Source organism: Nostoc flagelliforme FACHB-838 (assembly GCF_014698065.1).
Lineage (GTDB): Bacteria > Cyanobacteriota > Cyanobacteriia > Cyanobacteriales > Nostocaceae > Nostoc > Nostoc flagelliforme_B.
In genome coordinates this window covers 1-21285 of sequence record NZ_JACJSI010000108.1, presented here as the reverse complement: position 1 = coordinate 21285, position 21285 = coordinate 1, and the positions used below count along the sequence as shown (strand labels likewise).

The 21285-nt window shown below is 40.5% G+C and carries 22 protein-coding genes and 2 pseudogenes; 13 read left to right on the top strand and 11 right to left on the bottom strand.

The genetic code is table 11. The features are described from left to right. The 4 genes from H6G97_RS30405 to H6G97_RS30390 form a co-directional block, all read right to left on the bottom strand. The coding region (locus H6G97_RS30405; protein WP_190938912.1) for an IS630 transposase-related protein at nt 1-162 on the bottom strand (162 nt) is incomplete at its 3' end. 390 nt (nt 163-552) lie between these two features. Beyond that, nucleotides 553-714, bottom strand: coding sequence for a hypothetical protein (locus tag H6G97_RS30400; RefSeq protein ID WP_190944235.1), 162 nt, complete (start codon nt 712-714; stop codon nt 553-555). An 89-nt stretch (nt 715-803) separates the two neighbouring features. Beyond that, complete coding sequence (locus H6G97_RS30395) at nt 804-1217, bottom strand: hypothetical protein (RefSeq protein WP_190944234.1); 414 nt, start codon at nt 1215-1217, stop codon at nt 804-806. 377 nt (nt 1218-1594) lie between these two features. Further along, a complete protein-coding gene (locus tag H6G97_RS30390) occupies nt 1595-1750 on the bottom strand; it encodes a hypothetical protein (protein ID WP_190944233.1) in 156 nt (51 codons plus the stop codon). 140 nt (nt 1751-1890) lie between these two features. On the opposite strand from H6G97_RS30390, the gene H6G97_RS30385 reads away from it, so the two are divergent. From H6G97_RS30385 to H6G97_RS30350, 9 genes and pseudogenes are all read left to right on the top strand, one after another. After that, nucleotides 1891-2631 carry a Coq4 family protein gene (locus H6G97_RS30385; RefSeq protein WP_338421868.1) on the top strand — a complete coding sequence of 247 codons (741 nt, stop codon included), beginning with the start codon at nt 1891-1893 and terminating at the stop codon, nt 2629-2631. Continuing rightward, nucleotides 2628-4394, top strand: a complete 1767-nt coding sequence (locus H6G97_RS30380) for a fatty acyl-AMP ligase (protein WP_190944232.1) — start codon at nt 2628-2630, stop codon at nt 4392-4394. The genes H6G97_RS30385 and H6G97_RS30380 overlap by 4 nt, the downstream gene beginning before the upstream one ends. Nucleotides 4395-4829: 435 nt before the next feature. Next, the gene (locus H6G97_RS30375; RefSeq protein WP_199349758.1) at nt 4830-5729 is read left to right on the top strand and encodes an acyl-CoA desaturase; all 900 of its coding nucleotides are present in this window, start codon (nt 4830-4832) and stop codon (nt 5727-5729) included. 184 nt (nt 5730-5913) lie between these two features. After that, a pseudogene (locus H6G97_RS56125) lies at nt 5914-6090 on the top strand (IS982 family transposase); the annotation flags it as partial. Between the two features lie 94 nt (nt 6091-6184). Then, nucleotides 6185-6496 (top strand): acyl carrier protein, encoded by a 312-nt coding sequence (locus tag H6G97_RS30370; RefSeq protein WP_190944230.1) that lies wholly within the window; start codon nt 6185-6187, stop codon nt 6494-6496. Between the two features lie 45 nt (nt 6497-6541). Beyond that, a complete protein-coding gene (locus H6G97_RS30365) occupies nt 6542-7426 on the top strand; it encodes an SAM-dependent methyltransferase (protein ID WP_190944229.1) in 885 nt (294 codons plus the stop codon). A gap of 176 nt (nt 7427-7602) precedes the next feature. Beyond that, on the top strand, nt 7603-8076 hold the full coding sequence (locus H6G97_RS30360; RefSeq protein WP_190944228.1) for a lipocalin-like domain-containing protein: 474 nt from the start codon (nt 7603-7605) through the stop codon (nt 8074-8076). Beyond that, nucleotides 8060-8920 carry an alpha/beta fold hydrolase gene (locus H6G97_RS30355; RefSeq protein WP_190944227.1) on the top strand — a complete coding sequence of 287 codons (861 nt, stop codon included), beginning with the start codon at nt 8060-8062 and terminating at the stop codon, nt 8918-8920. The genes H6G97_RS30360 and H6G97_RS30355 overlap by 17 nt, the downstream gene beginning before the upstream one ends. A 104-nt stretch (nt 8921-9024) precedes the next feature. After that, complete coding sequence (locus tag H6G97_RS30350) at nt 9025-10419, top strand: NAD(P)-binding domain-containing protein (protein ID WP_190944226.1); 1395 nt, start codon at nt 9025-9027, stop codon at nt 10417-10419. Here H6G97_RS30350 and H6G97_RS56120 read toward each other — a convergent pair. Next, nucleotides 10416-10610, bottom strand: a complete 195-nt coding sequence (locus H6G97_RS56120) for a DnaB-like helicase C-terminal domain-containing protein (protein ID WP_422394231.1) — start codon at nt 10608-10610, stop codon at nt 10416-10418. The genes H6G97_RS30350 and H6G97_RS56120 overlap by 4 nt on opposite strands. On the opposite strand from H6G97_RS56120, the gene H6G97_RS53055 reads away from it, so the two are divergent. Then, nucleotides 10516-10770, top strand: coding sequence for a hypothetical protein (locus tag H6G97_RS53055; RefSeq protein WP_242055428.1), 255 nt, complete (start codon nt 10516-10518; stop codon nt 10768-10770). The two genes, H6G97_RS56120 and H6G97_RS53055, sit on opposite strands and share 95 nt — an antisense overlap. 233 nt (nt 10771-11003) lie before the next feature. On the opposite strand, the gene H6G97_RS30340 is transcribed toward H6G97_RS53055, so the two are convergent. Continuing rightward, nucleotides 11004-11411, bottom strand: coding sequence for a hypothetical protein (locus H6G97_RS30340; RefSeq protein ID WP_190944224.1), 408 nt, complete (start codon nt 11409-11411; stop codon nt 11004-11006). A 201-nt stretch (nt 11412-11612) separates the two neighbouring features. Here H6G97_RS30340 and H6G97_RS30335 point away from each other — a divergent pair. Further along, nucleotides 11613-11825 (top strand): annotated as a pseudogene (locus H6G97_RS30335) (DUF1392 family protein); the annotation flags it as partial. Between the two features lie 565 nt (nt 11826-12390). Here the strand turns inward: H6G97_RS30335 and H6G97_RS30330 are convergent. The 4 genes from H6G97_RS30330 to H6G97_RS30315 form a co-directional block, all read right to left on the bottom strand. After that, nucleotides 12391-13923: a TrkH family potassium uptake protein gene (locus H6G97_RS30330; protein WP_338421867.1), complete on the bottom strand. Its 1533-nt coding sequence runs from the start codon at nt 13921-13923 to the stop codon at nt 12391-12393. Between the two features lie 270 nt (nt 13924-14193). Then, nucleotides 14194-15294 (bottom strand): AI-2E family transporter, encoded by a 1101-nt coding sequence (locus H6G97_RS30325; RefSeq protein WP_190944223.1) that lies wholly within the window; start codon nt 15292-15294, stop codon nt 14194-14196. A 120-nt stretch (nt 15295-15414) separates the two neighbouring features. After that, a complete protein-coding gene (locus tag H6G97_RS30320; protein WP_190944222.1) occupies nt 15415-16848 on the bottom strand; it encodes a bifunctional orotidine-5'-phosphate decarboxylase/orotate phosphoribosyltransferase in 1434 nt (477 codons plus the stop codon). A gap of 55 nt (nt 16849-16903) precedes the next feature. Next, nucleotides 16904-17500 (bottom strand): cytochrome b/b6 domain-containing protein, encoded by a 597-nt coding sequence (locus tag H6G97_RS30315; protein WP_190944221.1) that lies wholly within the window; start codon nt 17498-17500, stop codon nt 16904-16906. A gap of 298 nt (nt 17501-17798) precedes the next feature. On the opposite strand from H6G97_RS30315, the gene H6G97_RS30310 reads away from it, so the two are divergent. Further along, the gene (locus H6G97_RS30310; RefSeq protein ID WP_190944220.1) at nt 17799-18014 is read left to right on the top strand and encodes a hypothetical protein; all 216 of its coding nucleotides are present in this window, start codon (nt 17799-17801) and stop codon (nt 18012-18014) included. 13 nt (nt 18015-18027) lie between these two features. On the opposite strand, the gene H6G97_RS30305 is transcribed toward H6G97_RS30310, so the two are convergent. Further along, on the bottom strand, nt 18028-19554 hold the full coding sequence (locus tag H6G97_RS30305) for a sensor histidine kinase (protein WP_190944219.1): 1527 nt from the start codon (nt 19552-19554) through the stop codon (nt 18028-18030). Between the two features lie 425 nt (nt 19555-19979). Between H6G97_RS30305 and H6G97_RS30300 the strand changes: the two genes are divergently transcribed. Then, a complete protein-coding gene (locus H6G97_RS30300) occupies nt 19980-21224 on the top strand; it encodes an AAA-like domain-containing protein (protein ID WP_190944218.1) in 1245 nt (414 codons plus the stop codon). Nucleotides 21225-21285 lie beyond the last annotated feature (61 nt).

The following is a 21285-nucleotide window of genomic DNA, read 5'->3' as shown; positions in this document are numbered from 1 at the left end:
TAATGCTTGATAATCTCCAGTGCTGGCTTTTCGTTGCAGCCATAGGTTGATTGTGTTTCGACTGATTTGAAAAACTTGCGCTGCTTCCGTTTTGTTCATCCCGTCTAACTCTATTGCCTGAATTACCTTCTGGCGTAAGTCGTAACTGTAAGGTTTTGGCATGAGCTTTCCTTGAGCTGAACGCTTCATCTGTATCTAGTTTTACTTTACTCACTAATTATACTGTTTGTCCTAACCGCCTTGGCGCTTGCTATATCTGTTGAGGCGAGCAGGGGGAGAGGAGGAGCAGGGGGAGCAGGGGGAGAATTAAATTTCTCTCTTTCCTCCCCTGCCTCCCCTGCTTCCCTTGCCTCCCCTGCACCAAGAGCCTCAAGAGCTTATCCGAACCGTATTGGGATAGCTGGGATGCAAATTTCATCAATTTAAAACTTTAACGATATTAATTTGATAACACGACAAAGAAATTGTTATCCGACAATTGCGTAATGGACTTCAAGTTATTGACGCAGAGGAACGAGTAGGGGGAGACTATCAAGGTTGAATCGGCAGTCCCTAAAATCCACGAGCATTATTGGTCAGACTAAAGTGCGATCGCAGAAATGAATCCATAAGTAGTTTAGTTTTCCCCATGAACTTGTGCTGCAATCTTGTCGAGGCGATCGCATTCCCCCAATCCCAGAAGCGTCGCACCAAAAGCGTGAAAATTGCACGCATCTTGTCATTGAATAAAATACTACTTTATATATTTGATTACGGTGGCTGGAGTAGCAATTAAGCCAGACCGACGAAGACTAGAAACCCGATTATGAGCAAAGACTGCCAGACCAGTCTTGATGACCTCGATTTAGTTGACACTTGTATTGCCGACCTACCCAGACAATTTCCCATTTATTTTTGTTGCGTCTCAACTCGATGCGATTTCGTATCCCGCTCACTGAATCATCAGCCAAACCTACTATGGTATGTACAATTACAGATGTGTTTTGTGTAGGATACGCAACTGAAATGTCCTCAGACTTTCTTCCTTCTTGTTCTTCTAAGTTGCTAAACAATTGTACAGCCACAGCTTTTGGAATAGTAACTTTAATACGGTTAGAAGAGATAAATTCTTGCACCTTAATTACCTGAAAACCAGAACGTGAGTTACTTTGGGCAGACGCAGCACCCTGTAATTGCGTGCATATTATAGCAGTTGAGATTAGTGATAGCTTAAGCATGGAAGGGGAGCATAGTGATGCGTATAATAATTTTTAGCGTACTGAGTAATTCTTTAACTGATTCTACACCGTATTCCACCCGTTCAATAGCCAGCCGAGCGTAATATTTAACCCACTCCCACTAAGAATCACTGAGTTGTTCATCTGTGTCCATACCAAGAGATTATTACACTATTCCTCTTTTGTCACTTTCAGAAAACAATAATCGAAGCAAAATTCTGAAACTTTTATGTAGTCGAGCTTTGAGCTTTTATTTTCTAACAGTAACTCAAATTTGTAGCCAAAACCTGGAGATGGAATCCCTGAAAGGCTTTCAGCGATTGGGTTTTACTAAAGTGACAAAAGAGGGATAGTTATATGACGTGCGTAGTCTTCAATTATGAAAGGTTAGATGGTTGCCGTCCACCTAATCGTTGTTCTGATGCAGTAGGCCATTTATAGGTATTTAAAAATCTACTTAAAGCGCTAACAGAAAAGGATTTGCTGTAGTGTGGCAAAGGTTTTCCATCTGCTGCCAAAAATAGCCCTAGCATTGCTTCCAAGTTATCTCAATGGATCTTATTTTATCCTCATTCCTTACTCATCTTCTTCTCATCTAATTCTCATTTCTCCCCTACTTCTCCCCGATCGCTCTGTAATTTAAAAAAGATAAGCAGCGTGGGAGATACATCAAGTGCAAATTATACAAAATCTTAAAAAAGAGCTAAAAAAGCTGATATTCGCCTATCGCTTCATGCGAATTGTCCAGCTACCTTACGGTTCCTTTGGCGCAGGTGGCAATTTATCTGATGCAGCAATTGATCCTAAGAGTCTCAATCAAATTGTCCAGTTTCTCTCGCGCACGGAAATGGGAAGAATTGCCCTGGCTGAAAAAAAGCCCCTGGGTAAGATTGATTTACAGCAACTCCATCAATTACCTAGCAACACCTTGGGCTATATTTACGCCGATCATATGCTGAAAAACGGCTTAACTCCGCCGCCAGTACGCGAACATACGTCAGATACCTATAGATATTTGTTCAATTATGTAATGGAAACTCATGACATTTGGCACGTAGTTACTGGTAGCAATACAGACAAATGTGGCGAAATTCAAGTAGAGACATTTTCTTTAGCTCAGTTCTATCCGGCGCGTTTTTGGGTTGTATTACTGGCAAAAAATTTCCTCAAAACTGCCATTGAAGATATGGATTTGTGCAGTCAGCACATGGAAGCTTTTGTACGAGGCTGGATTATGGGACAACAAGCACAATCTTTGTTTGGCGTTCCTTGGAATACTTTATGGGAACAGCCTTTAGACGAAATCCGCGCTGAATTAAATATTCGTTCCTACTTAGGTTCAGAATTAGAAGCTGCTATTAAGTGGCGTGGTGAGGAAATTACGGCTAAATCTGAATTGGTAGGAGTCAAATGAGACATACACCAATTAATGCCAGTGTGACTACTTTGGTGGATCTGTTGGAGTATAGAGTCAGCTATCAGCCAGAGCAAACAGCTTATACTTTCCTCGCAGATGGAATTAGCGCCGATAGCAGTTTCACTTATGGGGAATTACATCAAAAAGTCCAGGCGATCGCAGCATATTTGCAAAGCCAAAAAGCTTACCAAGAGCGAGTTTTATTACTTTATCCGCCAGGATTAGATTTTGCTGCGGCTTTCTTTGGCTGTTTGTATGCAGGTGCAGTTGCGGTTCCCGCTTATCCTTTGCGCCCCAATCAATCTATCTCACGACTACAAGTGATCGTAGCGAATGCTCAAGCTAAGATTGCACTCACCACTCAAGCAGGTTTAGCCCTGGTTCAGCCACAGTTACAAGAGTTTGCTGATTTGCGATCGCTACAATGGCAAGCTACCGATAATCTCAATCAAAACTGGGCGCAGGATTGGCGGCGAGTGGAAGTTAGTAGTAATAGCCTCGCTTTTTTACAATACACTTCTGGCTCCACCTCCACACCAAAAGGTGTGATGATTAGCCACGCTAATTTACTGCACAATTCCTCGTTAATTTATCAATCATTTCAGCATTCTCCAGAAAGTCGGGGTGTAATTTGGTTACCTGCTTACCATGATATGGGTTTGATTGGTGGTATCTTACAACCGCTTTACGGTGGTTTCCCCGTCTTCCTGATGCCACCAATGATCTTCTTACAAAAGCCTTTTTACTGGTTGCAAGCGATTTCGAGTTACCGAGCAACTACCAGTGGTGGCCCTAACTTTGCTTATGATTTATGTGTGCGGAAAATTACCCCAGAACAACGCGCCACCCTCGATTTGAGCAGTTGGGAAGTTGCGTTCAATGGTGCAGAACCCGTGCGCGCAGAAACAATGGAGCAGTTTGCTACTCTATTTGCGCCTTGTGGCTTCCGTAGCGAAGCGTTTTATCCCTGCTATGGGATGGCTGAAACCACCTTAATTATTGCTGGGGGAGATAAAGCAGCTTTACCCATTGTGGAAAAGGTAGAAGAAAACGCCTTAAAGCAGCATCAAGTGATTCCTAGCGACAATCATCTTGATAGTCAAAATATTGTCAGTTGTGGTCAAACTTTAGTAAATCTGCAAGTTGTTATTGTTAATCCAGAAACTTTAACTCCATGTTCGCCCAATGAAGTCGGGGAAATTTGGGTGTCTGGCGCTAGTGTGGCGCAAGGCTATTGGCATAATCCCCAAGCAACAAAAGAATATTTTCAAGCATACTTAGCAGATAGCCAACAAGGGCCATTTTTACGCACGGGAGACTTAGGCTTTTTACATCAAGGCGAACTCTTCGTTACAGGCCGACTCAAAGATTTAATCATTATTCGGGGACGCAATTATTACCCCCAGGATATCGAATTAACGGTTGCTCAAGCTCACCCATCCCTAAGACTTGGCGCTGGTGCAGCTTTTACCATTGAGCGCGAAAATGGAGCGCGGCTGGTAATTGTACAAGAAGTTGAGCGTCAATACCTGCGCTACCTCAACGTTGCAGAAGTGGTAGAGAAAATTCGGGAAGCGGTTTTACAACAACATGAGTTAGAGATTCATACTGTAGCGCTGATTAAAACCGCTACTCTTCCGAAAACTTCTAGCGGTAAAGTCCAACGCTATGCTTGCCGAGAGCAGTTTTTAGCTCAAAAATTAGATATTTTGGCAAATTTAGCGCAAGTTCCAAGTGTAAATCATCTTTTATCTAGATAATCGCATCAGTAATAGGATGTGTTGCAATACGGTTCGGACAAGTCTAATCGATTAATGTTTAAATCCTGTAGAGACGCGATGAATCGTGTCTTTACTCCACAGATTTATTGCTGGATTAGTATCACGCACAGATGCAGCGAAAAGTTCTGAGCGGAGGCTTCCTCTTCTCACCCGCATTTCTCACAAGCTCCTTTGTGTTTGATGATGAGTAATAAGTAATGGGTAATGAGTAATAAGTAAAATTTTTAACTCATAACTTCTTACTCCTTACTCATAACTCCTTACTTACTACTCATTACTCCTCCATTCGAGGTGTGGTGAGAAATCCGGGTTCTCAGAACTGTTCAAGACAGAGCCACAGAGAATAAAGACATAAATATTGAGAATATGGAAAGCAGTGTTAGCGTTGAATCCGCATTATTAAAAAAGAGAACCATGAGCAACAGCTACATTAAGTTGTTGCAAAAGCGGCATTTTTTATTGTGTGACGTTTTGCCTTTTGTTGGGTTTATTGTAGCGATCGCCTGTTTATGGGGCAAGCCCATCACTGTAGTTGATATCACCGTTTTTCTGGGGATGTGGTTTCTCACCTCTGTCGGAATTACCGTTGGCTATCATCGCTACTTTACCCATCGCGCTTTTCAAGCACATCCAATTATCCGGATTCTACTAGTAATTCTCGGTTCTACTGGTGCGGAAGGCCCTGTACTTTCTTGGGTAGCCAACCACAGACACCACCATCGTTATAGTGATGAAATTGGCGACACACATTCTCCGCATTTACACAGTGCAAGCGGGATAAATCAATTTTACGGATTTTGGCACGCTCATCTGTGGTGGAAAGTTAAGTACGATTATCCCAACCCGCTTTACTATGCGCCAGAACTACTGCGAGACAAGACAATTTACAAGCTTAACCAACTGTATTTTGTTTGGGTAATTTTGGGGCTGGTTTTTCCGGCGCTTGTCGCGTTTAGCCTTACAGAAACTTGGAATGGTGCTTGGCATGGTTTTTTGTGGGGTGGAGTTATTCGCCTGTATTTAGGACAGCAAACAACTTGGTGCATTAACTCGATTTGCCATCTTTACGGTACTCATAGTTTTGATACCAAAGATAAAAGCACAAATAATCTGTGGCTAGCTTTACCTACCTTTGGCGAATCTTGGCACAACAACCATCACGCTTTTCAAAACTCAGCTAAGTTTGGCTTGCAATGGTGGCAAATTGATATTGGTTATTGGGTAATTGTGGTATTGCAATACCTAGGTTTAGCGTGGGATGTAAATCAACCGACACCGGGAATGATCCAATCAAAAAGCGTGCGATCGCTATAAATTAGGACTTACGCAAAATATCTCTCAAACTCTGATTTCTCCGTGCCCTCTGTGCCTCTGCGGTTCGTTATTCCGTAACTCATGCGTAAGTCCTATAAATGTTTATATAGCTACAAATCATTTCCTCAATCCGATAAAAGCGCAAAATAATTCTGTGCAGGGTACTACCTCGGTAAGGCAATGACACAAAAAGTTATTAAAGGGGCGAGGAATCAAACCTATTCGCAGCAAAAGCCTATGTTTGAGTGAAATGATGACAATACTGATTGCTTTTCATCAAAATCACTACCGGAATTTCAAGCATTTTTATTTAAATCACGTCAAACAGCAATGGAATTGTGCTTTTCCTGGGCTTCCCACTACACCTGCTATCCCTCTCCCCTAGTTCTCCCCGATTTACCTTTAATCTGTAAAGTATCAAAGCAATTCGACTGATACTTAATAAGGTTTTCACGATGGAAGTCACCAGCACTATCACCAATAATTCAATAGAATCGCAACAAAATACTCTGAGTGCAGAGGTAATTCAAGAATCGATAGTTGCTTACATTGCCGAACTTTTAGAAGTTGAGCCACAACAGGTAAATGTCAAGGCTTCTTTTACTCAATATGGTTTAGATTCATTATCGGTAGTCAGTTTGATTTCCCATTTAGAAAGTTTAACTGGGCAGGATTTATCACCCACTTTATTATATGACTTGCCTAGCATCGAAGTTTTATCACAACGTTTAGCATCAGGCGCAACAAAACTTGAGATTGCTATCTAGATTTGAAGTCAAACTATCAATTAATTATTCACAAATAGAAACATCATGACTACCCTAAATACTGTAACTCCTGGGGCTTCACATCAAGCGATTCAACACCATTACGATGTTGGGAATGATTTTTATCAAATTTGGCTAGATAGTACTATGACTTATTCTTGTGCTATTTGGGAAGAGGGCGAAACAGAGTCAGCGTTAGAATTAGCTCAAATTAGAAAAGTAGATTTTCATATCAATCAAGCCAAAGCCAAAAATACCAAGCGAGTTTTGGATATAGGTTGTGGTTGGGGTACAGTCCTGCAACGTTTAGTAGAGGTGTATGGAGTAGAGCAAGCTGTAGGATTGACATTAAGTGAAGCCCAAAAAGATTGGATTTCTACTAAGAAGCATCCGCAAATAGAAGTTAATCTCCAAAGTTGGTTAAACTACTCACCCACAGAGCCTTTTGATGCCATTATTTCTATTGGCGCTTTTGAACATTTTGTCAAACCAGAATTATCGAGTAATGAAAAAATTGATGTTTATCGTACTTTCTTTACTCGCTGTCATGAATGGTTAAAGCCTGGGGGTTCGATGTCGATTCAAACTATCGCCTATGGAAAAAGAAAACCAGAAGAAGTACAAAAAAATTTAGGCGCTCAGTTTGCCAATCAAGAGATATTTCCCGAATCTGATTCACCACGACTCACAGAAATTACCGCCGCCGCAGAAGGGATTTTTGAAGTCATTTCAGTTCACAACGATCGCATGGATTATGTCCGCACTCTGGAAGCATGGTTAAGTAAGTTAAGAAGCAAGCGTACAGAAGTGATAAATTTGGTTGGTAAGACTGTATTTGAGCGTTACGAACGTTATCTATATCTGGCACTTTTAGGCTTTTTGACTGGCGATTTATTACTTTTACGTTTAACTTTTCGTCGTATTAATTAGATATAGCATTTCTTAACATAATCAGGGAAAGAGAAGATTAATTAACCGCCGATGTAGACGCAAAGCGGCTTCCCGTAGGGTACGCAGATAATTTTGTACCTTCTCTACTAAAAAAGGCTGTATTTCGTTATTAGTGAATGAGAAACTTACTATCTAAAAATAGGATTTTATAGGCAATGGTAAAGAATTTGGTAGGTACTTGGAAACTTGTTAGCTGTGAAACTAGAACAGCAAATGGTCAAGTTTTTTATCCTTTGGGTGAAAACCCTAGTGGCTACATCATTTATACAGATAATGGCTATGTCTCTGTAGCCATGATGAGAGCGAATCGTCCTCAATTTCAAGCTGGGGATATTGCTGCGGGTACTGTGGAAGAAAAGGTGGCGGCGGCTGATAGTTATGTTTCCTATTGTGGAACTTATGAAATTCAAAATAATCAAGTTGTGCATCATGTGGAAGTAAGTTTTTTCCCAAACTGGGTAGATGCAAATCAAGTTCGTTATGTGCAATTAAATGGTGATTTATTGACTTTGAGTACGCCTCCTATACTCGTCAATGGTGTTGAGATTGTTGGTAGCTTAGTTTGGCAGAATGTAGATAAAATAAAGCCGGAAAAAGAATTAGTTACTTTTCATGCCACAGTACATTGAAGTTGGCGAACATCTATTAATGGCGCTAGCCAGAAATCAAAATCAACCAGGAATACCAATTATTTTTCTACATGGAATAACGCTATCTGCTAACTTTTGGATACCGAATTTACCTGCCATAGTTAGAGAACATATACCTTGGTATTCTCTGAGTTTACCCGGTCATTATCCAGACTACTATCAACCTGAATCATTAACAGCAGATATGCTAGCCGATATTCTAATGAGTGCAATTCAGCAGTTGGTAGGTAAGCAGCCAGTGGCTTTAGTTGGTTATTCAACAGGTGGGTTTGCGGCTTTAAATCTCGCGGCTCATTTTCCTAGTCAAATTCAAGGTGTTTTCTGTATTTCTGGCTTTTCTCAAGGAAAATGGCATGGTTTGTTGGGATGGTTACAACGGCAGGCGCAAAATGGTGTGATGGGTAAGTTACTTTGTAAAATACTCTGCAAAGCACTCACACTCAATCAAGCTAGCTATAAGTTGGGGTGTAATATAAACGCAGGCGATCGCGCAGCTTATTGGAATGCAGCTACCCTAGAAACCACTGTTAATGCAGTGTATCCAGATGTCATCAAGCACAATCTCAACAATATTGTTGACTTGTTTGAGTGGTTCGCAGACATCGATATTAGCCATCTGTTACCCAACATTCAAGCGCCTACGTTGATTTTAAGTGGCGATCGCGATCCAGTTATCCCCCTGGCGCAAGCACAATTCATTGCTAGTCAAATTCCTGAGGCTGAATTAATTGTATTCGAGGGCATGGGGCATCTGTTTTTTGCGGAGCGCTCACTAGCTTACCAAAATCTTTTAACAAATTGGATAATAGAGAAAAACCTATAAAATGCCGCTTTGATTATTAAATTTATCGGCTATGGAATTTTTACAAACCGCAGAGAACGCAGAGAGAAAACATTAAGAATAAGAAATTTTGAGGAATTACTAATATGATTTTGGATCACGTTTGTATTATTGGTGCTGGTTCATCTGGAATTGCTGCTGCTAAAATCTTGCATGAGCGCGGTATCCCCTTTGACTGCTTTGAAAAAGGTTCTGGAATTGGCGGTAACTGGCGCTACATGAATGATAACGGGATGTCTTCAGCTTATAAGTCCTTGCATATCAATTCATCTAAGGGACAGATGGCTTATTCCGATTTTCCTATGCCAGAGGATTACCCGCAGTATGCCAATCATAGCCAAGTTCTGCAATATTTCGAGTCTTATGTTGACCATTTTGGGTTTCGAGACAAAATCACCTTCAAAACAGAGGTTTCTCGTGTCGCGCCAGTTGGTGATGGTACTTACGATGTGACTATCAAAAACGCCAACGGAGAACGAACGCAGCGTTATGGTGCAGTAATCGTTGCTAATGGTCATCACTGGTACCCAAATATGCCTAAATTCCCTGGAGAATTTACCGGGAAGACAATGCATACCCACGACTATAAAACTCCAGAAGGGATGGATGACAAGAATGTTTTAGTTGTGGGTGTGGGTAATTCAGCCTGTGATATTGCTTGTGAAACTTCACGAGTAGCAAATCAAACTTATCTTTCAACTCGTCGTAGTGCCTATGTGTTACCGAAGTATATTTTAGGCAGAACTCTTGATAGTTATCTCACACCTCTGTTTTTTGCCTTGCCATTACCCTTGCGGCGATTATATGGTCAAATCCTGTTATATCTAGCTCGTGGGGCCCAATCTGCCTATGGTTTCCCCAATCCTACACATAAATTCTTGAGCGAACATCCCACGATCTCCTCAGAATTACTGAATTTTGTAGGCTATGGTAGAGTAAAAATCAAACCAAATATCAAAGAACTTGCAGGTGAACGCGTGCGTTTTGAAGATGGTACAGAACTGCCAATAGATATCATTATTTACGGTACGGGTTATAAAATTGCTTTTCCGTTTTTTGACAAAGACTTCATTAATCCCGAAGACAATGAATTTCCTTTGTACAAGCGAGTGGTACACCTAGAACATCCCAATCTTTACTTTATTGGTTTGTTGCAGCCCATAGGTGCAATTATGCCTTTAGCTGAGTGGCAATCGAAGTGGATTGCGGAAGTGATAGCTGGAAATGTGAGTTTACCCAGCAAAGCAGTGATGTTACGGCATATAGAAAAAGAACGGCGACTGATGCAGAAACAATATGTAAATTCCAAACGCCACACAATGCAAGTAGATTTTTGTCCTTACATCGATGAAATTCAAAAAGAAATCAAAAAAGGGCGCAGGCATAACAATTCAAAATTCAAAATATCCTTTGGCAAGCGCAAAGCGCTACAAAATTCAAAATTAATAAATCCAGATTTCCCCAGGATTTCCGAGATTTAATCTATTTCGGAACGTGAATCAACTTCTCTTTTTAACTGCGCTAAACCCAAGACAGCGCAATTGAATTGTTTAGCGATCGCCCTGAGTTGTTTTAAGATGGAGTCGATTTCTTGTACGTGGTTTTCACCACTAGAAACAATTCTTGAGGTGCGACCAGCTTTGCTGTGCGATCGCGCGATCGCACAAAACAATGCGGCCATAGCTGAATTACGGGAAGTGAGCCAGCACAACAGCGCGGCGATCGCACAGTTAGGTCATCAGCTTGGAGAAAGTGTCTCTGACCTCATACATACTATTGATTATGCAATTGATGCCCTTACGATAAATCTATATGTATCAGGATTTTCGTGAATTGGTATGAAAGAGGGATAAACACCATCAGTCATATTTTGACAACCAATGGTTGTCTGCATCTCGTCAAACGCATCATCCAAAGTAGCGATTGCGCTGTCTTCGCACAGCAAAGCTGCTCGTAGGCTATGGAGTGGGGCAGTGGCAGGTCTGAGTTAACTTTAAGAGCGGGTGTAAATCTGTGGCTTGCGATTGGGTGGTAGCGATGTAACTTTACGAACGCAAGGGAAATACTAGAGAAAATCTTTGGATGTAATGGACACAGTTACTCCAAGCGCTTTGTTCAAAGCTTCAGTCGCTTTGTCATGACGAGAGTTGCCAAAAAGTGGCTCAAAGAAATTAGCAATGGCAGAAAGTATAGATTGACTGACTCCTTGCTCTGCTAAATCGTTTGAAGCGTATACTTTGGCTATCGCAATCAACGCCTCAGCTTTATAAATTTTGTTGTTCATGGATTGAGTTACTTCAAGCGCTTGGTCAAGTTGTCCTTGCTTGGCAAATCCACTAGCAATGTCAGGGAATATGGATTCGTCTATGACGGGTTGCTCCCTTACTAGTTGCAAAGCTCCACTGGTTGAAGAAAAAACAACCATCAAGGTCATAGCTGCAAGTCCCGTGAATCGCTTCGTGTTTTGAGACATATTTTGCTTGCTTTAGTGTCGAGTTATTATGTCAAGTTGTATGTTGTAACTTTATTCACGAGCGGCTTAGTAATTCACCAACTGGTAATTCGCCCTCGTTCACTTGTCTGGGTAAAAGTTTCTTTGCTTTAACCTTTACTTGATCTACACCGTCATTTTTGGGACAGATGTGGTGTCGAATGATCGCCGCAAGGCTGGAAATACGAAATCAATATTTGCAATGACAATATTACTGTTTGGGGTAGTGAACTTATTGGTACAGGTAATTTGCGTTCGCCCTTGGCGTTGGCGCAGCCATCGCTGCCCCAAGAAAAACCTGTATTCCGTTTAGGTGAGTTGGTCGAGTTTCGGTTGTCATTAGATGGGCCACCGATCCGCATAGCCCAAGGTATTCAACTGATTAACGATTGCTGATTCTACAGCATCGAATGGAGCCAAAACAATTCGCTTTTTCCGATTCGCAATGGGCTACGCCCCGCTGCGCTAACGCAATTAAAATTATTTATAATTAAAACTTATCATTTATTAAAAATTATATCATGCGTTGCACCAGTATTCTAAGCCCACATTGCACAAAACGCTCCAACACAAAATATCGCAATACTTCCAACTTGCCTAACATCGCCTTCTAGGTTAGAGACTTAATACTTTAAACTCGTGGCTTCTGATTCTAAACTTGAAACAAGCGACTTTAAATTTGCAATTTCTGACTCCTCTTTCGTGGTGTTCGGTGCATTTTACTAGGCAATCCAAAAGCTTATTTCTGAATCCCTTATATGAACGCCCAAAATTTGCTGAATACAAAACTTGCGCGATCGCATACAGCAATTGTTCGATCAACTTACATTCGAGCAGGTAATTTATGTTTCCTCTTATAACTTTATTTTAGAAGCCCTTTTCTATACAGCTTCATATTAAATTGGTATAAGAACCATTGAACTTGAGAGGTAGATGTTCTATACCTAATGCCCATTAAGAATTATTGCCCAGTTTTAATCTTAATTACTTGCCGTACTGGACGTAAAAAGGAAGCAAACAGTACTAGCACCGGAATAATTTCCACTCGTCCCATCCACATAAACAAAATTAAAATTAGTTTACCTATCCAATGCAAGTCTGGGTTGGTAATTCCTACTGATAATCCTGAAGTTCCCATTGCGGAAGCTGCCTCTAAAATGACATCGGGAACTGTATACTGCGGTTCTACAACGTGGAGCAAAACAAAGACTCCCACTCCTAAAAATCCTAGCCAAAGTGTTGCCAAAACTGTAGCTGTTCTAATTTGACGATGAACTTCAATTTCGGTAAGTTCTTGACCATCAAGCTTGTATTTAATATGCTGGTCAGATTTGAGAAATATCTGCTGTAAATGCCACACTACAGCTTTATATAGAGTAACAATGCGACTAAGTTTGAGTCCGCCACAGGTGGAACCAGAAGCCGCACCAAAAATCATTCCCAGACTGATCAACAATCTGGCACTGGGACTCCAATCTTGGATTTTAACGGTATTAAAACCACAGGTTGTTAAAGCTGAAACCCATTGAAATAAACTGTCGAGCCAGCTAAGTGAGCCTGTAAACGAGTAATGTGTAAGTAGCAGTAATATTGTTCCTAATACTAGTAGTAGCCATAGCGCCCGATGTGAAGGATCTCTCCACAGGGTAGAGAGTCGGCGCTGACTGAGAAATTGTGCGTGTACCGAAAAGCTAATTGCTCCAGCAATCATAATTGCGATCGCAGCTAACTGTAAAATTGGTGTATACACAGTCAAGCTATCGCCAGTAATAGAAAAACCACCCGTAGAAATGCCAGTCATGGCGTGATTAAGAGCTTCCCACCAAGGCATACCTAATAACCCTAATAGCAGTACACTAAATACCGTGTATAGCAGGTAAATTTTCCAAATTTTACGCGCAGTTCCAGCAACTGTGGGGGCTATTTTCTTCTGTCGTCCTGCGGCTTGGTAGAGTTGATCGGGATCTGCGCTAGGTTCAAGCACCGACAGCATGAGTACAATTATTCCCACACCACCTATCCACTCTGTGAACGATCGCCACCATTGCAGCGTGTGAGGTAGTTGACTCGCATCAAGAGCCATTGTTAATCCTGTACTGGTATAGCCAGAAACAGCTTCAAAGATAGCGTTTAAAGGATGCTGAAACTCACGGATAGTTTGCGAGGTTTCGGGAAATGCAGCCAAATAAGAAGCGATCGCCACAAACGGAATTGTCCCCAATAAGGGAATAATTCCCCAACTCAGAGCAACAATCAACATCGCGTGTTGTATCTCTGCGGCTTCAGCTTGGCGAAATACTTGATAAAGCAACTGTCCTAAACTAAAAGAAATTATTGCTGTGAACACAAACGACCAGACGGTATAATACTCACCAAATATCAAGCACACGGGTAATGATAGCAGCGCCATTACACCTGGTACATGGAGTAATAAGCCTACATCTCGTAAGATTGTTTTAGTGTAACGGTTCAGCCAGTAAATCTTAATTTTCACCTTTAACCTACAATCAACTAACTTTATCTAACTTCTGTCAAGTTCAAACTGGCAATTTTCGCTTATTAACTTTCACTTGCTGACTGATTCTTGTTCTTAACATAAAAGGAGAGAGGCTTTGAATTTTTCCCCCTTTCCGCTTCGGGAAGGGGGTTAGGGGGTTAGGTCTATTTGCATACTTGTACCTCACCGGATTGAAAGTGGCTATAAAACCTGAGCCGATAAAATAGGCTCAGGCTTTTGCAATAACTTCGTCCAAAAAAGATTGGCTCATTGCGATATTGATTCTTTTGCCAACAATTCTGATGCTGCTTCAGTTTCACTCATCTGATTAGAATTACCAGATGTAGAAAAACCATCTGCTGCATCTTTGATAAAACCAGCTATGGGTACCGCGACTAGCAAACCTAAGACTCCGCCAGCATTGGTTCCTACAAGCAAAGCAATTAACACCCATATTGGTCTAATGCCAGTAAATTTACCTAAAAGGCGTGGTGCGATCGCCTGATCAATTAACTGGTCAATGACAACAGCTACTGCAAAAACCTTCACTGCTAGCCAAAAGTCGTGCGACGCTATTATTAAAGTGATTACAACAAGACTAACAACATCACCAAAAGGAATTAAGCTCAAAAGTCCAACTCCCAAACCAAAAAGCAAACCAAACTGGACTTGGAAACTTAAAAACAATAATGTTATTGAAACACCCATTAGCAAAGCTAACGTTACCTGACCAATCAAGTAATTTTGGAAGTTATGCTGAATAGACTGGCTTACCTTCTGAGCAAAATTCCCAGGTAATTTTTTAAATATTCCCTGCCAAATTCTTGGTCCATCTAACAATAGATAAAAAGTCAGCACTACTGTGATTAATGCTTCAGAAATACTATCAATCGTATCTATGATAATGCTTAAAAGCTTATCTGAAACAAACTCTATCTCATTCGGTAATTTCTCCGTAATTTGCGCTAATAACTGACTTAAATTCACATTTAATTTGTGCCTAAAAAACCAATCATTTAAAACCTGAAGTTTTTCTTTGCTAGAATCAATCCATTGGGGAAGGACATTAACCATCTCATGAAATTGATCTAAAACAATAGGCACTAAAGTAATACCCAGAGCAACAACAATTACCAATGCTAATATAAAAACTAACGATACTGCATAGCTGCGTTTAACTCCCCCCTGTTGCAGAATCGAAACGGGATAGTTTAAAACGAATGCAAACAAAGTAGCCAAGACAAGAATTGTCACAACAGGTTGAAAGTTTTTAACTAAGAGAAATGCTAGCCAACCATTGAGAAAGACTAGAGGAAATAACAGCGTAAAAATTAACCATCTCAGTAGTTGATTCAGTGAAAAATTCATAATTAATTTACTATCCAAATTATTCTAGTTATTAGATTGAACCCGGTAATTAAATATACCCAAGGGGAAGTAGACAAGAAAAAATCTTCTTCCATTCCCTACTCCCCATTATTCCAACTACTAACTTTCAGTAAAAGCTAAAAATTGCTCCTCACTTATTCGCCCTGCTTGATACAGAGTATTAGTAATTTCTGAAATAGTTAAAACCGCATGACTACAATAACCATTTTGCTGTAACTTATCTCTCACACCTTGTTCATGGTCGATAAATACCACAATATCATTAACATTTAATCCTGCTGATTCCAACTTTCCTGCCCCTTCCATGACACTTTTGCCGCTGATGAGAATATCGTCAACCACCACAACTGTTTCACCAGGATGAAAGTTACCCTCAATTACTCTTCTAGTTCCGTGTGCCTTTACCTCTTTACGAGGGAAAATCATTGGACAATGAAGACGCAGAGCTAAACCAGTCGCAGTCGGTAAAGAACCGTAGGGAATACCTGCTAACCTGTCAAAAGTGAGATTCTTTAAAATGTCCTCATAAGCTGTGAGAACTTGATTAAAAACTTGGGGATTGGAAATAATTTTGCGTAAGTCGATGTAATAGGGAAATATAGCTCCTGATGCTTGGACAAAGCTGCCAAACATAATACAGTCAATATCATAAAGTTGTAAAATTAAATCTTGTTGGGGGTGCTGATTTAGCAAACAAACATCAGGGAACCAGACAGAACAGGTGGAGTTTTCATAAATTATTTCAGTTTTTAATTGGTTAATTTCCGCACGTAAAGACTGAACTTCCTCAGATAATTGTGTGTTTCCCAACATATCTTGAGGAACAGGAATCAGCAAACCATCACCATTAGTATTCAAACCTGCTTCTAAAATTTGCTTCAGGTTTTGACCCTCCGCCCAAATGCTACGCGCCATAATAATTCGTTCCGGCGCAACTGCTCGAATAAGTGCTAAAACTTCAGGATTTGTAGTCCCCACTTCCAAACCCAATTGTTCTGGAGTTCCCCAGGTTTTTGATTCTTTTACTACTTGTAAATAAAGGGGTGCTTCGTCTGTAGGATATTGCTGTAAAGCTTCTGCACCTGGGTTAGAAGTACAGCACAAAATAAACACCGCTTTACCCTGATAGACTAAAAAAGGTGCTACATGATCTTGTCCTGTATAGGGACTGAGAGTGATTGCATCCACTTGCCATTCTGTAAACAAAGTTCGGGCAAAGATGGTACTAGTATTTAGGTCACTGTGTTTGGCATCTAAAATAACTGGGATGTGCGCTGGAATGGCTGCTAAAGTTTTGTACAGCAGTTCTAAACCTGGAATACCTAACGCTTCATAAAAGCCGAGTGTCGGTTTATAAGCACAAACGAAATCAGCAGTTTCAGCAATAATGAATTGTAGCCACTTCTCTAAACCAGTAATGAGTTCTTCAGATTCATAACGCACAGGCATCATTTCTGGATTTGGATCAAGTCCGACAAATAGTAAGCTTTGATTTTGTAAAATATTCCGATTCAACTTATCAAAAAAATTCATATTTTTCGTTTAAAAAAGAGTTATTAGTCTTTGCATTTGCTTTCTCATAGTTGGTTTAGTAAAACATCGAGTCTGTGAGTTCAGTGCCTCCAGCTTTCTGCCCTAATCGAGAGTGAATCACTGCAAATAAGATTACCATTGGGACTGAGGCAAAGTGAACGATTCGTAATGCTTGCCAGCTGCCAAACATATCTACAATCCAGGGAAATTGAGCAGGTTTATACATTCCTATTCCTGTCAATAACGCCAGCAGCAAAATAGGAATAATTGCTGTATAGGCAATACGATGCCAAGCGTAAATTAGACGTTTGGAATTTCGAGTTTTTTGTAATGCTTTGAGATCATTAGCACCGACAAACCGATGTCGCCAGCGTCGGGTAATTAAAATGTAAATTCCATACCACAAGAGATTCAACGAAAATAGCCACATTGCGGCAAAATGCCAGTGTCTACCTCCTGCAAGCCAACCTCCTAAAGTAAATATCGGAGGAATGTGCAAACCTGCACGTCCGCCAAAAACAGGGTTGGCGTTGTAAATTTGTAGTCCACTGGTGAGCATGATAAATAGACTAATGATGTTACACCAGTGGAAAATTTTAGCTCCTATTGCTTGAGTAGGTAGCTTTCGAGTTTGAGAGGGGGTCAAAGTCATAGATTTTGACTGATAAAATTTGTTGTTTATCTGTCTTGGGTAAATAGTCCAGCAAATTTAGAGGTGAGAATTACTCACCTTTATTTTCCCATCCTATAACTCAGTATTCTGACATTGATGGTCTACCATCTGCTGTTTTAAATGTCAGTTTCGGTGTAGCTAAGGTCGTTCTAAGCTAAATTGTCAAAATTGGGTGATATCTACAACGGGCTGTTGGGTATGCTGCTAAAATGCTGTACCCTGTTCTAGTACCCACGATCAAAGATATTCTATCCAGTGTATCTCTAGCGGCGATCGCTTGTTTCAAGCAGAATTTGACACAGTTGGAATCGGTGGCCATCTTTATGCCGAATCGCTGATACAGGTGTTCATTGTTTACTTGCTGCCACAATACTGTGTATTTTCACCAAAAATGCAGCCCGATGTGGGAGGTATGCCTAGCCTACGGGTGGCTATGCCTACGCAGGCAGTGATTATCGTAGGAAATGTAGTGATGGCTTGCGGTGTGATTTAGGTGTTCAAATTAACTAAAAGCTGGCGTGTTTTCTAATAGCAACATAGTGTCTTGCTGTTGTATTTATTTCAATGATCAACTCAGTCCCTTGACCTAGGTGAGAATTACATTTAAGTTTACCTTGATGTTTTTCAACTATAATTTGTCGACTAATTGATAGCCCTAATCCTTGACCTTTACCTACTGGCTTTGTGGTAAAAAATGGTTCAAATATATGTCTTTGGATATGGGGAAGTATGCCTTTGCCATTATCAAAGATGCGAATTATAACTTTGTGTTTTTTACCTTGTTGGTTGTTATTTACCCAAGTTTCATTACTATTGACCAATGATAAATGATTGCTAACAACTTCTGTATTAATCAAAATTTTGGGAGTAAAATAATAATCATGCTTCATCTTCTCTTCTAAAGCATCAATGGCATTAGTTAAGATATTCATAAATACCTGATTTAGTTCACCAGGGTAACACTCGATTAAGGGTAATTCCCCAAAAGTTTTAATTACTTCAATCTTTGCTCTATCAGGCTTTTCTTTCAGACGATGCTGCAAAATTCTCAGAACACTATCAAATCCTTGATGCAGGTCAACCTTTTTCATTTTACCTTCGTCAGATGTAGAAAAATTCTGCAAGGCGAAAACAATTTCTTTGACGCGCTCAGATCCGGCTCGCATTGACCATAGCAATTTTAAAAAGTCTGTCTTGACAAAACCAAGATCAAGGCGTTGCAAATGTAAGTTAATTACTGGGGCCGGTTTGGGATAGTAATGTTGGTAAAGTTCAATGATTCTGATTAAGTCTTCAGCATATTGACTCGCAGGATGGAGATTGCCGTAGATAAAGCTAACGGGGTTGTTAATTTCGTTAGCCATATCCGCCACCAGTTGACCGAGATTAGCCATTTTCTGGTTCTGTAATAACTGCTCTTGAGTATATTTGAGTTCATCAAGGGTAGTTTCTAGCTGCTGTGATTTTTCCTTAACTTGCTCTTCGGTAGACTGGAGCTGTTCAAATAATTGGTATTGTTGAGTAGCGTAGGCGCAGCCCGTTGTAGACATCGCTTTATCTTGAGTAATATCTTTGTGCGTCCCTACCATCCGCACTGGCTTACCGAACTCATCCCACTGAAGTAGTTTGCCACAAGTCAAAATCCACTTCCACTCCCCCGATTTAGTCAACATTCGCAATTCAACTTCAAACACAGGTGTGCATCCGTGGAGATAATCGTGCAATACTTGGCGAATTCTCGGTAAATCTTCTGGATGTACAAGTTGCTCGAAAGATTTATAATCATTGGCGATTTCGTCTCCTTCATACCCCAGAATGCTCTTCCACTGGGGATCATAATAAGTTTTGTCAGTGAGCAGATTCCAATGCCACAACCCTAAGCCACTGGCAATTAATGCCATTTCTAAGGCGGCTTGTGAGCATTGACAAGTATCTAAATTTTCTGGAGATAAGTCTTTTGGCTCTGGGAAACTCTGGGAATTTTGTACTGATAGAGCTTCCGGTTTATGGGTAGTGGGTTCTTCGATATGCATAGCTGCTGGTACGATGAGGAAGATATCTTGTAGCTCTCTCTCTACGCTGTCTTAGCACCCTGACAATCCAGTTATAGACAAATCGTCTACTTGGTGTATTAGGCTGTAATCAGCTCATATCATCAATTTGGATGGAATGAAAAAAGGTAAATGGACGAATGCAACCTCTGTTGCGATCGCAATGGCGATTTTTTAGAAAAAATAGCTACATTGTGTGCATCTACATTCTAAGATATGTCTAAAAAAAGTAGTTCAAATCACATATAATTACTTAAAAACTCGGAAAAATTTGTAATAAAAATTGTCGCGGCTTGTTTGTAGCTTTTTTGGTAATAGTTAGCTGCTATTTATACAAGGCAGACTACATTGAGTTTCAAAGCATAATCGTGTGAAAAAATTTAATGCTGAATTAGAGCCGATGAGTAATGACTATAGATGAAGTAGTACTGCTACTAAAAGCCAGTCAAGCAACCGGTTTAACGACGCTCCAAGAGTTGATATTGCGTTCTTCATGGGAAGGAAAAACCTATACAAATATAGCCTGCGAAGCAAACTATGGCGAGGAACGTATCAAGAACATTGCCGCTTATTTATGGCAAATGCTGAGTAATTTTTGCAAAGAACCGATAAATAAATCTAACTTTCGCCAGACTCTAGAAAATCGCCATCTTAGCGAAGCGCATCAGCAGTTAGTTAAGGAATTTAACCGAGCAGCCACAGCGATATCCTTAGAATTTCCTAGTGGCCCAGTATCCCTTAATTCCAGATTTTATATCCCTCGCCCGCCAATTGAAAAACTCGTTTACGCAGAAATGGCTGAACCTGGAAGTCTCATCTGCATCAAAGCACCCAAAAAGATGGGGAAAAGCTCTTTGATTTTGCGGTTGCTTGCACGCGCTAACAATCAAGGCTTTCCTACCGTAACTTTGGACTTTCAGCAAGCAGACAAAGCAATATTTGCCAGTTTGGATAAATTTTTGCGCTGGTTTTGTACTAACGTCAGTCGGGAGTTACAGCTAGAACCAAAACTTAATGATGATTATTGGGATGAGGAGATGGGTAGCAAAGTTAGCTGCTCTATCTATTTCCAAGAATATTTACTGTCTGCGCTCTCAAGTCCCCTTATTTTAGTATTAAATGAAGTGGATTGGTTGTTGGAGTATCAAGAGATTGCTGGAGAATTGCTATTATTGGTGCGATCGTGGCATGAAGAAGCTAAAGGGGTAGAAATTTGGCAAAAATTGCGTCTGGTTCTGGTTTATTCAACAGAAATTATCGTTCCCATAAAACTAACTCAATCGCCATTTAATATTGGTTTGACAATTAGTTTACCTCCCTTTACGAAAGAGCAGGTGCAGGATTTAGCGCAACGTCACGGCTTGGATTGGACAGATGGTAAAGATGCCGAAAGTTTGATGGCAATAGTAAAAGGATATCCTTTTTTGGTGAGATTAGCGTTGTATCACCTTGTAGGGAAAGGGGGGTTAAAAGGGGATTTAGGGCAGTTGTTGCAACAAGCACCCACAGAAGCCGGAATTTATCACGAGTATTTAAGGCAGTATTTGTTAGCGCTACAAGATGAGCCAGAATTGGGAGATGCTTTTTTGGAAGTTATTAATATAGCAACAGACAAGGCGGTTAGGACGCTAGGCGAAGTACATATTCCATAGCATCCCTGATACAGTCAAATTGAATAAGTTGTTGACGAATTCGACTCTTCAACCATGACCA